Here is a 13,149-nt window from a genome sequence, read left to right as displayed (position 1 = left end):
GGTTTAGAAACGAAACCGCCTATAATCCATCTCCGGAAAAAGATTGTCCCGGTCGCTTAATTCCTTCAGCCACCCCTCGTCGATCCGTTTTGATTCGATCTCGTCCGCAAGACGCGTGAAGCGCAGCACGTGGTCCTTGAACCGCTTCACGGCGTACTCCGACTGCTGGCCCGTCTTCATCATGAAGGGCCAATCGGAGCTCTGGGCCAATAACAATTCCCGAACGGCCTGGTTCATCGCGCGACGCAGCGTCCCGTTTGCCTTCGGATGCTCATGAATCATCTCTTCCATCCGGCGCGCGGCTTGATGGAGGTGACGCCAGACCCAATCGTTCCGCCCGTTCAGCCAGACCTCGTTATATCCTTTAAACCCCCAACTCGACCCGGACGGGGCGGCTTCCTGATTGACCGGGAACTCGTCCAGGTAATCCGACGGGGTGACCAGCTCCACGGTGTCCTGATCACAGGCCAGCTTGCGAATCAGGAAATCGAGCCATTCCGGTCCTTCAAACCACCAATGTCCGAACAGTTCGGCGTCGTAGGGGGCGACCAGCAAGGGCGTCCGGTCCATCGTGGAGGCGAGGTATTCGACCTGGCGTTGCCGGTTGAACATGAAATTCCCGGCATGCGCCGCGGCTTTCTCGATCGCGCGGGAGCGATGGTAGACCTGCTTGTCCTCGGTCTTGCCGGTGATCCGGTAATATTTGATACCGGTGTTGACCCGTATCCCGTCGGGGTGGATGTAGGGGCGGATCGTCTCCAGGTCCAGGTCGAAGCCGATGTCCCGGTAGTATTCCCGGTAATCGTAGTCGCCCGGGTAACCTTCCTCGGCGCTCCAGACCTGCTTGGAGGATTCGAGATCCCGGCCGAAGGCCGCCACGCCGGAGGGGCAATAGATCGGGGCATAGTTTCCGTATCGCGGGCGGGGCTGGGCGTAGACGAGGCCGTGCGTTTCGGCGAAGAAGTACCGGAGGCCTTCCTCCCGGAGGACGGCATCCAGCCCGGGATAATAGCCGCATTCGGGAAGCCAGAGGCCGTCCGGGAACCGGCCCATCGTCTGCCGAAAGTAATCGACCGCGGCCCGGACCTGGGTCCGTACGGCGAAGGGCCGCGCGCTCAACAGAGGGAGATAGCCGTGGGTCGCGGCGGCCGTGATGATCTCGAGAACGCCCTCTTCCTCCAATCGGCGAAAGGCCTGAAGGAGGTTCCGGCGGTATCGGTTTTGGAACCGGTCCCGGCTCCGGCTGAAGCGCTCGTGGTACATTCGCGCGACGGCCTGAAAGTCCGCTTGATGACGGGTCCGACGGATTTCTTTTTCGGACAGCTCGATCAGGCGATCCAGATGTCGCAGGTAGCGGGTCTGGAGGAGCGAATCGGCCATCATGGACATGAGCGTCGGCGAGAGGGAGAGGGTCAGGCGAAACGGGATTCCGTCCTCCACCAGCCCCTCGAAGACCTCCAGAAGCGGGAGGTAGGTATCCGAAAGCGCCTCATAAAACCAGTTCTCTTCAAGGAAGTAATCGTGTTCCGGATGTCGTACATACGGGAGGTGGCCGTGGAGGACCAGACTGAGATAACCGGTGGGCATCGTCGGTCAGGCCGGCCGCTTCAGGGGAGGTTTCATCCCGATCAAACGGGACGAGAATTCTTCGGCCGTCGCGCTTGTAATCCCGGCCGCCCCGGCCTCCAAAGGGGGCCAGAAAGCGGGCCGTAAACGGGGTCCGGGTCTTTTCCGTCGGATGAACCGGGCCGGCCGCCGACGGGTCCACCGGATCTCGACCCAGCGGGCGTCCTCATAGATCGAGACCCCCGCGCGAGGGGTCTGGATGAAATTGGAACGGACGATGCGCTGGAACGAAGCGTCTGGGAGCATCCAGCCGAGCTCGGCGCAGAGGGATTTTTCGGCGCTCCAGAGATTGACGTACCAGTTCTGCGCTTCGAGCGCGACGGGGACGTCGAAAAACGAATGGGCGTTCGAACCGTCGAACCGGATCATCGTGACGTCGTAAACCCGGAGGACAACCCGCTGTTTCCGGGCGAGAACCGCGTTCCAGTCCTCCGGAGAGAAATCCCAATAGGCGTAAACCTGGAAGGGATCGACGGGCATCAGGACCAGCTCGGTCTCGCCGTACGACCACGGGAGATCGTCGTAGCTTTGTTTCGGGCGGGCGGCGGCCGGCGGCGGATGGGCGCGCGCCGGCACCGCACGGGTCACGCGGGATTTTTTCTGATGGGACTGGATCGCCTGGATCAACTGGGGCTTGTTCATCCGGTGCAGCCCCTTGATCCCGTACGATTTCGCCAGGGACAACAGTTCGGCGCGGCGGCTTTCCGGCCGGAGACGAAAAACTTTCCGGGAGGTTTTGGAGGCCGGCTTTCGACGGGAGGGTTTCATGGCGTCCGCAGCTCCATTTGAACAGGTTGAAATCGACCCACGGGAATCTAACCCGAATCCGATCCAGATGTCAAGGCAGGATCGCGCTACCGCCGCCTTTGATTGACAGTTCTTCGGGAGTTTGTTATAAACGAAGGCGTACAGATCCGTCGTTCAAACCGGAAAGAGCGGAGGGGGGTATGAAGGACCGTGTTCGTGAGATTCTGAGCGGGTATGACAGCGAGAGTCCGGGGGTCCGGACCAACCTGGCGCGCATCCTGCGCCACGGCACGCTCGGCGGCACCGGCAAACTGGTGATCCTTCCGGTGGATCAGGGTTTTGAGCACGGCCCGGCCCGGAGCTTCGCGACCAATCCGCCGGCCTACGATCCGTCGTATCATTTCGACCTGGCGATCGAGGCCGGCTGCAACGCCTACGCGGCGCCCCTGGGCTTTATCGAGGCCGGCGCGGCGAGGTTCGCGGGCGAGATCCCGTTGATCCTCAAGGTCAACAATCACGACACCCTCCACGATGAGAAGGACCCGCTCCCCTCGCAGACGGCTTCCGTCCGCGATGCGCTTCGGCTGGGATGCTCCGCGGTCGGATTCACGATCTATCCCGGGTCGTCCCGATGTCAGACGATGTACGAGCAGCTCCGCGGAATCGCCGAGGAGGCCAAGGCCAACGGCCTGGCCGTCGTGGTCTGGTCTTATCCGCGCGGCTCGAGCCTTTCAAAGGAGGGCGAGACCGCGGTCGATGTGGTGGCCTACGCGGCCCAGATCGCGGCGCAGCTGGGCGCGAACATTATTAAAGTGAAACTCCCGACGGATCATCTCGAACAGGCCGCGGCCAAGAAGGTTTACGAGGCCCAGGGCATCCCGATCAAGACGCTGGCCGACCGCGTCCGTCACGTCGTCCAAAGCTCCTTCGAGGGCCGGCGCATCGTGATCTTCTCCGGGGGCGCCAAGGAGGACGATGAACGCGTCTTCAACGAGGCCCGCGCGATCCGCGACGGCGGGGGCTTCGGATCGATCATCGGCCGCAACTCGTTCCAGCGTCCCAAGCCGGCCGCGCTCAAATTTCTCCAGACGATCATGAAGATTTACAAGGGGGAGATTCAGTAATCCGTCTCCCTCTTGATTTCGATATGGCTTCATCGTATAATCGGTCCATGCCAACCAAAGGGACGACCAAAGGGACTTCGATGATTTTCGGGGGAATGGCCCGGCTTCCGAAGGAGTTCACCGATGCCGAGGTATTTCAGGTGATCGCGGAGGTGGACGCGGCGACCGGAAAGGTGTTGGAAGTTGAAATCGATCCCAACGTGCCTTTGATTTTGAAGTTGCTCAAGCCGATGATGGTCGGCATGTCTCTGAAGGACGATTATCACGACCTGCTGAACGCGATCGAACAGCAACTGTTCCATCGAACCAAGAAGGCCGTGATCGTCGCGGTCAAGGACATGATTCGGGAATACCGGGAGTCCCAGTTGCCGAAGCCCGTCTTTTCTTCCAGTCCGGATCCCTACAATCGATAGACCGCAAAATCGCCCCTCGCCCCGCCGAATTCCCTGATCGATTCCATTCCTGTAACGCGAAAATATTTCAGCTGGATATGCTTATTCCTATGACGCGCGCTTCGGGCCTGGCTGTTCCGGCCCCTGCCCATCAGGAGTGGTGGATTTGATCGTCGTCATCGCCGCGGCAATTAACGAAGCCATGTCGCCGAAATTGGCCGGCAGGATCAACGTATTTCCCGTCTTGGCCACATTGCCGAATTGAGAGACCCATTGCTCGGCCACGCGGAGGTTGATCGCCTCCAGCCCGCCCGGGCTTGAAATGGCCGCCGCAACCTGGCGCACGGCCTGAGCGGTCGCTTCGGCGACTTCTCGGATCGCCTCCGCCTGGCCCTGGGCCACATTGATTTGTTGCTGCTTTGTAGCCTCCGATTGTTTGATGACCTGTTGCTTTTGACCTTCCGCCTGATTGATTTTCGCGTCCCGTTCTCCTTCGGAGGTTAAGATCACCGCCCGCTTCTCGCGTTCGGCCCGCATCTGTTTCTCCATGGCGCTTAAGACGTCATCGGGAGGTTTGATGTTTTTAATCTCGTATCGGAGGACCTTCACACCCCAGGGCTCGGTCGCTTTATCCAATTCGGTGACCACCAGCGCGTTAATGGTGCTTCGTTCCTCGAAGGTCCGATCCAGTGGAATTTTTCCCACTTCGCTCCGAAGCGTTGTCTGCGCCAACTGCGTGATGGCAAATTGATAATTCGTGATGCCGTACGACGCCTTTTGGGCGTCGATGACGCGAAGGAAAAGCACGCCATCCACGCCGACCTGGACATTATCCTTGGTAATACAGATCTGTTCCGGAATATCGATGGCCTGTTCCTTTAAGGTGTGACGGTAGCTGACATGATCGATGAAGGGCACGATGAAATTCAGGCCGGCTGCGAGCGTCGCGTGATACCGCCCCAGTCGTTCCACGATGAATGCGCTTTGCTGGGGCACGATACGGACGCCGAGCGCATAGAGCAAAATGGCGAGCGCGATAAGAAGAAGCCAGGCTACATTGATTGGTATTCCCATGGGTTCCATCCGATCTCCCGCTGAAGATTATGAAGATGCATGATCGGCCCGCACGTAGAGCCGGATCCCTTTTTGACGCACAATCCGAACTCGAGTGTCGCGCGGGATGGCTTGGCCCCGATCGGATTCCGCATCCCAAGTACTTCCCTGATAGGAAACTCGCCCCATCCCGCCCGCAGGAATCTCCTGCACGACCACTGCGGCCTGGCCTGTATCGCCAAATGTTGTTGAAGGCGCCCCGCGGTTCAACCAGCGGGTGAGCGGTCCACGCAGGGCTAAAAGAAGCAGGATGGAGGTCACCAGAAAGATGGCGATCTGGGTGTCAATTCCTTCGGTAACACCGATCCAGACGGCCAAGGAGGTTATCAGCGCGCCGGCCCCGAAAAATCCCATCCAAAAGCCGCTGGTCGCGACCTCAATGATCAGGAGAAGCACTCCGAGACTGAGCCATATAATGGCCGGTGTGAGATAGGCGCTCATAGGTTGTTACGTCACCGTGATTGTCCTGGATCTACGCCAGAAGTGTATGTTCTCCCATCGATTATGTCAAGTGTGGTATATGGAATGGGGCCAAACAACTTGGCTGTGCCTTAGCCTTGAAATCAAGCGCCTTGTGCTCATCTCCCTTCTTGATTCCATCCCTAGATCAGGGTATCATCCAGTACGGATTTTTTTGTCTCCTTATTCAATGACAGATTAAAACGGTAGGGGCGGTTCGCAAACCGCCCCTGCGAACATTTTTGCCCCCGTAGCTCAGTTGGATAGAGCAGCGGTTTCCTAAACCGTTGGCCGGGTGTTCAAATCACCCCGGGGGCACCAAGTTTTCAACGAATTGTGCAACATCATCATTTTCGGACTCCTCAATTTTTCCGGTTTTGGTCACGGTTAGACTCCCGGTTTGGTCCAATAAAAGGAAAATTGGAAGACCCATAAGGATCATGCGGAGGTTTATAAAGGGAAATAACAATTACAAGGAGACCGCGTGGCCAAAAAAATGAGGGTAAAGAAGTTGCATCGCTAAATGAAATTTTAGGATCTCTGATCTATACCCAAGAAGCTCTTGTCAATCTTCTCCATACTAAGGGTCTTTTGAAAAAGAAGGAAGATTTGTCGGAAGTAAGGAGATTACAGGTCCGGCATGACACAAACAAGTAAGGGTTATTCAATGAACCAATCCTGAATGCCATCGATTACGAATATTTTGGATTAGGGCGAACTGAAAAAGGAGGAGGTAGTTGCCATGAATCGAAAGGAACTTTGGCTGATTGTCGGGGTATCTTTAACATCATCGCTGGCTACCCTGGGTTTGTTCATGGCCTTCTGGGGCGGACAAACGGTTCTCGCGAGTGATAATCCCACGCCGCAAAAAGAGGTCAGGGCGCAAAAGTTCGTTCTGGTCGACAAGAACGGGAGGGATCGGGCCATCCTGGATGTGGCGGATGATGGCCCAGCCCTCATACTCGTCGACAAGGACGGCAAACCTCACACTAGCCTGAATCTGAATGGGAGCGGTAGTCCAGTCTCTGCCTTGCCCGACAAGAACCGCAAACCTCACCCTATCCTGCGTCCAGAGTATGGGGGAGACCGGTGATCCGGGCCTTGGCTTATTCGATCCTCATCCCTGGTTCTGTTTGACAAGAATGGAAAGATACTCTGGAAGGCACTATAGAAAAAGCATTTTAAAGAGGGACGATCAATGAAAATGACGGCTCAAGAGGTCGATGAATTGATCCGTTGAACTTATTCCCGGAAGAATCAATCTAGAGATTGACCCTGAGAACGGAAGTTTGTTCGGGAGCCTAGGTCAGCAGGCGGTACTAATTCATGTGAGATGAGCTTATCATTTCTGAAAATCATCTTCCAGATGGACACATTGGAGGAACCGACCCAGTAATAAAGGTAACCGGTTTCTTCGCCAGTTTCTGTTACTCTCATTGAAATTAGTTTATATTGCCAGTGCCCCCTGGGTTGTTCGCGCGATTTAAAATAAGCGTTACCTTCTGCGTTTGTTGCATCGAGCTTAGGGTAACCGGCATCTTCAATAGGGACAGGATAAGCGCAAGACGATAACGTAAGCAATAACACCAGTAACGGAGAATTTATCGTCCATTTTGTTTTAGGGGTGAATCGCACGTTTTTAGATTCCCTAAGGAGGGATTCCTTCCCCTATTCCCCCCGGTTTTAAGTCACGGTTTTTGTCACGGTTCGGTCCCCAGTTTAGTCCCGGCTAGTGGTAACATCCAATCACAATCTATCACGATGAAATTCCACTTAACCCATTGACATACCAAGCGTCTATAGTATTTAATGGTACTTGGTGTTTATTGGTCCCAACTGGCTTTTTTGGTTTCCTAAACCGTTGGCCGGGTGTTCAAATCCCCCCCCGGGGGGGCAAAAAATTTCCCGCCAGGGAAATTTTCCCTATTTACAATTTACGATTTACTTTCTATGCGGGAAATTTTGGTAAATATTGAATCGTGAATAAGGAAAATACCCGGTCGCGATAATTATGACCCACACCCAAACCAGCTATTTTCATCGCGGCGGTCTCGAGCCGCTGCTCGGCGCGACGATCCCGGAACACTTCGCCGAAGTGGCGGGACGGTTTCCGGATCAGGAAGCGGTGGTCTCGGTCCATCAGAACCGTCGATTGACCTATGCGCAGTTGGCGCGTGCGATCGATCTCCTGGCGCGCGGGCTTATCGGAATGGGGTTTGGCAAAGGGGATCGCATCGCGATCTGGTCCACGGACAACATCGAGTGGCTCCTCTTGCAGCTGGCGACCGCGCGCATCGGCGCCGTCCTGGTCAATATCAATCCGGCCTACCGCTCCCGGGAAGTCGCGTACGCGCTGCAACGCTCGGAGGTGCAGTGTCTCTTCGTGATCCCAAGCTTTCGCACCAGCGACTACATCGCGATGCTCGTCGAGCTCATCCCGGAACTCAAAGACGGTGCCCCGGGCCAATGGAAGAGCAAGGCCTTTCCCGCCCTTCGTCAAGTCGTTGTCTACAATCCGGCGGCGCCGGATCGAACGGAACGTCCGCGGGCCGGGTTTCTCACCTGGCGGGATGCGCTCACCGCCGGCGGTCCGGTCACGGAGGACAGGCTCCGGGCGATGACGGCCCTGTTGGATCGGGACGATCCCATCAATATCCAGTACACGTCGGGCACGACCGGTTTTCCCAAGGCCGTCGTTCTAACGCATCACAACATTCTGAACAACGCCTACTTCACCGCCCAGGCCCTTCATTTCACGGAGACGGACCGCTTGGTCGTCCCCGTGCCGTTTTACCATTGCTTCGGCATGGTGGTGTCCACCCTGATGTGCCTGTCGGTCGGGGCCTGCCTCGTCATCCCGTGCGAGCATTTCGATCCGGGGCAGGTCCTGCAAGCCGTTGAGCGAGAAAAGGCCACCGCCCTCCACGGCGTGCCCACGATGTTCATCGCCGAGCTGGAACACCCCCGATTCCGGGAGTTCGATCTTTCGACGCTTCGAACGGGCGTCATGGCCGGCGCGCCCTGCCCCCCGGCGATCATGAAGCGGGTGATGGAGGAGATGCATTGCCCTGAGATGCTGATCGCCTACGGAGAGACCGAGTCGTCCCCGATCACCCATATCGCGACACGGGAGGATACCCCGGAACGCCGCACCGAGACCGTTGGAAAGAACCTGCCGCATCAGGAGGTCAAGGTCGTGGATCTGTCCACGGGACAAACCGTGCCGCTCGGTCGGGTCGGTGAAATCTGTTTTCGCGGCTATCATGTCATGAGGGGGTATTATGGCGACGAGGAGGCCACCCGGAAGGCCATCGACCCACAGGGCTGGCTTCATTCCGGCGATCTTGGGACGATGGACGCGGAGGGTTACGTCCGGATCACCGGCCGGTTGAAGGAAATGATCATTCGCGGCGGGGAGAAGATTTTCCCGCGGGAAATCGAGGACTACCTTTTCACGCATCCCAAAGTGGCTGAAGCGGCCGTTTTCGGCGTCCCGGACGAATATTTCGGCGAACAAGTGGCCGCTTGGATTCAGCTCCATCCGGGCGAGACCGCTACCGGGGATGACATCCGGGAGTTCTGCAAGGGAAAAATCGCCCATTTTAAAATCCCGCACTATATATGGTTCGTGGAGGAGTTCCCGATGACCGTCACCGGGAAAATTCAGAAATTCCGGATGCGGGAGATCGCCATCGAAAAGCTCCGGGGCCGGTCGGCCCCGTGAGGGACTCCCCGTTGCGGATGCAACCGTAAGCCGCGATGGGTGCCCGGCGTAGGACGTAATTCTTTGACAGGGTCGGTTTCTGTTGGATAGAATGAGTCGAACCCGACTTCGTCGTTTTTTGTTGATCAGGAGGAAGAGGACCATCGCACGCACGCTCATCATGGCCGTTTTCATCCTCTTCGGTATTCCGGAGGCCGCGCCGAGTCAAGAACACGGAGCCGCCGAGAAGGGGGGCGCAACCCCCTTGATCCTGGCGGCGGGAGACGGTGAGACCGATGCCGTGAAGCGCCTGCTGGATCGGGGGGCGGAGATCGAGGCGAAGGACGAAAACGGCACGACCGCCTTGATGTGGGCGTCCGAGAACGGCCACGCCGATACTGTTCACGTTTTGTTGGACCGGAAGGCGGGGGTGGAAACGACCGATGCGTTCGGAACGACCGCCTTGATGTACGCGGCCCTCAACGGCCACGCCGATGTCGTGAAAATCCTGCTGGCGGCCGGCGCGGACGTCCACGCCAAAAACAGGCAGGGGTCGACGGCCCTGATCTACACCGTCCAGAGCGGCTACCCCGAAACCGTGAAGGTTTTGCTGGGTCGGGGGGCCGATCCGAATGAACGAGGCGGCGACGGCACGACGCCCTTGATGTGGGCCGCGATGAAAGGACAATCCGACGCCGTGAACCTATTGCTGGCGGCCGGCGCGGACGTCCAGGCGAAAAACCATCGAGGAGCGACCGCCTTGATCCTGGCCGCGGATCAGGGCCAGACGGAAACCGTGAAAATCCTCCTGGTCCACGGCGCGGACGTTAACGTGAAGGACGACGGGGGGATGACGGCCCTCACGCGTGCGACGCGAAAAGACCATGCGGTCGTCGCGAACCTGCTGCGGCAGGCCGGGGCGAAGGAATAAGTCACCTCCGTTTCATCGGGCATGATTTTCAAACGGCGGGCCTTCGAGCCAAATAAGGGAATCTTAACCCATTATGTTCAATCGACGAAAGGAGATGAAGATGACTCGAATTGCGTTAACCTTGTTTTTTGTTCTCATCGCCGTTCCATGTTTTGCGGCGGGTTTTCATTTAAGCAGCCCGGTGGTCAAAGACAATGGGAAGGTCGCGAACGAACAGGTCTTCAACGGTTTTGGCTGCACGGGGGGCAATGTTTCTCCGGAACTCCAATGGCAGAATGCCCCCAAGGATACCAAAAGCTTTGCGGTCACTGTGTATGATCCGGATGCGCCGACCGGAAGCGGTTGGTGGCATTGGATCATCTTCAATATTCCACCCTCGGTCAACAAACTTTCCGCCAATGCCGGAAAGCCGGACAGCGGGTTGGCGCCTCAAGGCAGTGTTCAGAGCAAGACCGATTATGGCCAGCCGGGCTACGGCGGTCCCTGTCCGCCGGCGGGTGATAAGCCCCATCGTTATATTTTTACCGTGTACGCTTTGAAAGTGGATCAGTTGCCGCTCAAAGAAGACGCGAGCGGGGCGATGGTGGGTTACTACTTGAATCAGAATGCTTTGGCCAAAGCCAAGCTCTTGGCTCGTTACGGCCGTTGACCGGAGGCGATCGAGCCTTCCATGAAAATTCCTTCACTGGACCGCGGCGGGACCGGCCCATCCGGATCCGGCAGGGGGCTGGCCTATTCGTCGCTTGGATTTTAAAGCCTTTTGGACTGTCTGGGGGCCCGTCCTGTTGTACGCCGGGATGATCTTCATCCTTTCCTCCCAATCCTTGGATTTCATAGGCCAAGGCCCGTTTCCGCAATGGGACAAGTTCGCGCACGCGACCGAATACGCCCTGTTCTGTTTTTTATTGTTGCGGGCCTTGCGAAAAGCCTTTCCCCGCGCCGTTTCGCCGGCCATCGCGGTATCGGCCGTGTTGATCGCGGTGGCTTACGGGGCCTCGGACGAGTTTCACCAGTCCTTTGTCCCGCATCGGGACTCCGAAGTATTCGATGTCCTGGCCGACGGGGGGGGCGCTATTTTGGTCTCTTGGGTCTGGGTCCTTTGGAATAAAAGGAAGCCGGACACCCCTTAAGGGTGGTATTCCTTCCATTCAGGCGGTTCGGTATATCCGCCTTCATGATTTTATCCCTCCGGTTCGAAGAAACCCACTAAAGGGTTATTGACCCCCGGATTTTTCAGGGGTAAATTTTCCTATAACGCAGATAGCGTACGATCCGCTTTCCCAAATTGTTTCGTTTTTCGTAAGAAGGGAGTAGGCCATGAGCCTTTATGACCGGGTCCGATACCGCCTGTCGCTTGATTGGATCTGTTTCTATTATTGGATGTACCGAAAGGTCTCAAGCGTGAGAGCCGCCATGGGCTCAAATACAGTAAAGTAACCGGACAAGAGTGCGGTGGCTATCTGCAAATTTACCGTAGCGTGCGAGCTTCGCGGTACGCCGCGTCTTGCAGCTCACGTCCGGCCCCGGATGACCCGCCATTAAAATCCCAACCCTCCCCAAAAAAATCCATCAACAGTCACCTTCGAAAGGTTCAATCGCGGTCCGGAATATTCAAGTTCCGGTACCCTATGGGGAAAATTTATCCCTTGTCTTTGACAGGACCGGACCGTGTTGGATAGAATAACGGTCTGTTTAACCTGGTGACGATACAACGGAATGGTGGAAAATAGGCGAAGTCGCGTCCGCTGGCAGATTCTTGGGTTGCTCTTTCTGATCAGCGTGGTCACCTATATGGACCGTGTCAACATCTCGGTCGCGGGAAAAGAGCTGATGCCGGTGTTCGGTCTGTCCTCCGTCCAGATGGGCGCCGTTTTCTCGTCCTTTGTCCTGGGATACGCCCTTTTTCAAATCCCGGGAGGCTGGCTGGGCGATAAATGGGGGGCCCGGAGCGTTTTGACCTTGGCCGTGTTCTGGTGGTCTCTTTTCACCGTACTGACGGCCGAGGCCGATCGTCTGTTTTTCAGCGCATGGCTCGGCGTCTTGGGTTCCTTGCTCCTGATCCGGTTTCTCATCGGGGTCGGCGAAGCGGCGGCCCTTCCGAATTTCAATCGAACCGTGGCGAACTGGTTGGCGCCTTCCGAACGGGGCTTGGGCATGGGGGTATCAATCGGGGGGATCGGGTTGGGCTCGGCCGTGACGCCGCCCCTGGTCGCCTGGCTGATGATCCGGTACGGATGGAAAACGGCCTTTTACGTGACCGGCTGCATCGGCCTGCTCGTCGCGGCGGGGTGGTATCTTTTTTCCCGGGACCATCCTCGTGAGCATCCCGGGGTCGATCAGCGGGAGTTGGACTGGATCACCCGGAGCGCCGGAGAATCTCAAACCCCTTCTTCCTCCAAGCCCTCCATGGCCGCCTTGTTAAAAATTCGATCGGTCTGGTTTCTCACGCTCAGCTATACGATGCTGGGTTATATCGCCTATATTTATCTTTCCTGGTTTTTTCTTTATTTGGTGAATGTGCGTCATTTCACGGTTCTGCAAGGGTCGTTTTGGGCCAGCGGACCATTCATCGCCATGGCCCTCTTCTGCCCCTTGGGCGGGTGGGTGAGCGACGCGCTGACGCAGAAGTACGGCCGACGAAAAGGGCGGGCCGGCGTCGGAGGTGCCGGGATGCTCCTGACCGGGTTGTTGATTTTCGCCGGGGCCATGGCCCGGGATCCTTACATCGCGATCGTCCTGCTTTCGCTCGGCGCCGGGATCCTTTATTCAACGGTGGGCGCGTATTGGGCCAGCACGATCGATCTGTCCCACAGGCATTCCGGGGCCCTGTCCGGCCTGATGAACATGGGGGCCAATTTGGGCGGGACCCTTTCGCCGACGCTGACCCCGATGATCGGCGAGGCGTGGGGGTGGCCGGCGGCCTTGGCCGTGGCGGCCGCCGCGGCCTTTTTGGGAAGTCTCCTCTGGCTGGGGGTTGTATATGATGAACCCGTTTGATTGGGTTTTGAACAATGGAAGACGGGATATTTCAGAACGACGGAGCAGGAGGGGTGG

At 57.4% G+C, this 13,149-nt stretch carries 12 protein-coding genes and 1 tRNA gene; 9 read left to right on the top strand and 4 right to left on the bottom strand.

Annotation, left to right across the window (positions count from 1 at the left end):
* Positions 1 to 3: 3 nt before the first annotated feature.
* Both VMN77_07135 and VMN77_07130 read right to left on the bottom strand, forming a co-directional pair.
* Positions 4 to 1,587, bottom strand: coding sequence for a 1,4-alpha-glucan branching protein domain-containing protein (locus VMN77_07135; protein HTN43556.1), 1,584 nt, complete (start codon positions 1,585 to 1,587; stop codon positions 4 to 6).
* Positions 1,588 to 1,593: 6 nt separating this feature from the next.
* Positions 1,594 to 2,394, bottom strand: coding sequence for a DUF4912 domain-containing protein (locus VMN77_07130; protein HTN43555.1), 801 nt, complete (start codon positions 2,392 to 2,394; stop codon positions 1,594 to 1,596).
* Positions 2,395 to 2,573: 179 nt separating this feature from the next.
* On the opposite strand from VMN77_07130, the gene VMN77_07125 reads away from it, so the two are divergent.
* Both VMN77_07125 and VMN77_07120 read left to right on the top strand, forming a co-directional pair.
* Entirely contained in the window at positions 2,574 to 3,497 is a 924-nt protein-coding gene (locus tag VMN77_07125; GenBank protein ID HTN43554.1) for a class I fructose-bisphosphate aldolase, read from the top strand.
* 47 nt (positions 3,498 to 3,544) lie between these two features.
* Positions 3,545 to 3,910, top strand: a complete 366-nt coding sequence (locus VMN77_07120) for a DUF3870 domain-containing protein (GenBank protein HTN43553.1) — start codon at positions 3,545 to 3,547, stop codon at positions 3,908 to 3,910.
* Between the two features lie 87 nt (positions 3,911 to 3,997).
* On the opposite strand, the gene VMN77_07115 is transcribed toward VMN77_07120, so the two are convergent.
* Both VMN77_07115 and VMN77_07110 read right to left on the bottom strand, forming a co-directional pair.
* The gene (locus tag VMN77_07115) at positions 3,998 to 4,972 is read right to left on the bottom strand and encodes a stomatin-like protein (protein ID HTN43552.1); all 975 of its coding nucleotides are present in this window, start codon (positions 4,970 to 4,972) and stop codon (positions 3,998 to 4,000) included.
* Positions 4,973 to 4,990: 18 nt separating this feature from the next.
* Positions 4,991 to 5,443: an NfeD family protein gene (locus tag VMN77_07110; GenBank protein HTN43551.1), complete on the bottom strand. Its 453-nt coding sequence runs from the start codon at positions 5,441 to 5,443 to the stop codon at positions 4,991 to 4,993.
* A 262-nt stretch (positions 5,444 to 5,705) separates the two neighbouring features.
* On the opposite strand from VMN77_07110, the gene VMN77_07105 reads away from it, so the two are divergent.
* The 7 genes from VMN77_07105 (at position 5,706) to VMN77_07075 (ending at position 13,092) form a co-directional block, all read left to right on the top strand.
* A tRNA-Arg gene (locus tag VMN77_07105) sits at positions 5,706 to 5,782 on the top strand.
* Between the two features lie 421 nt (positions 5,783 to 6,203).
* Positions 6,204 to 6,554: a hypothetical protein gene (locus tag VMN77_07100; GenBank protein HTN43550.1), complete on the top strand. Its 351-nt coding sequence runs from the start codon at positions 6,204 to 6,206 to the stop codon at positions 6,552 to 6,554.
* A 918-nt stretch (positions 6,555 to 7,472) separates the two neighbouring features.
* Positions 7,473 to 9,185, top strand: a complete 1,713-nt coding sequence (locus VMN77_07095) for an AMP-binding protein (GenBank protein HTN43549.1) — start codon at positions 7,473 to 7,475, stop codon at positions 9,183 to 9,185.
* A gap of 91 nt (positions 9,186 to 9,276) precedes the next feature.
* Positions 9,277 to 10,095 carry an ankyrin repeat domain-containing protein gene (locus tag VMN77_07090; protein HTN43548.1) on the top strand — a complete coding sequence of 273 codons (819 nt, stop codon included), beginning with the start codon at positions 9,277 to 9,279 and terminating at the stop codon, positions 10,093 to 10,095.
* A 94-nt stretch (positions 10,096 to 10,189) separates the two neighbouring features.
* Positions 10,190 to 10,744, top strand: a complete 555-nt coding sequence (locus VMN77_07085) for a YbhB/YbcL family Raf kinase inhibitor-like protein (GenBank protein HTN43547.1) — start codon at positions 10,190 to 10,192, stop codon at positions 10,742 to 10,744.
* A gap of 94 nt (positions 10,745 to 10,838) precedes the next feature.
* Complete coding sequence (locus tag VMN77_07080; protein HTN43546.1) at positions 10,839 to 11,225, top strand: VanZ family protein; 387 nt, start codon at positions 10,839 to 10,841, stop codon at positions 11,223 to 11,225.
* A 586-nt stretch (positions 11,226 to 11,811) separates the two neighbouring features.
* On the top strand, positions 11,812 to 13,092 hold the full coding sequence (locus tag VMN77_07075; protein ID HTN43545.1) for an MFS transporter: 1,281 nt from the start codon (positions 11,812 to 11,814) through the stop codon (positions 13,090 to 13,092).
* Positions 13,093 to 13,149: the final 57 nt, after the last annotated feature.

The organism is Nitrospiria bacterium (assembly GCA_035498035.1).
Lineage (GTDB): Bacteria > Nitrospirota > Nitrospiria > JACQBZ01 > JACQBZ01 > JACQBZ01.
This window is presented reverse-complemented; position numbering and strand designations above follow the sequence as displayed.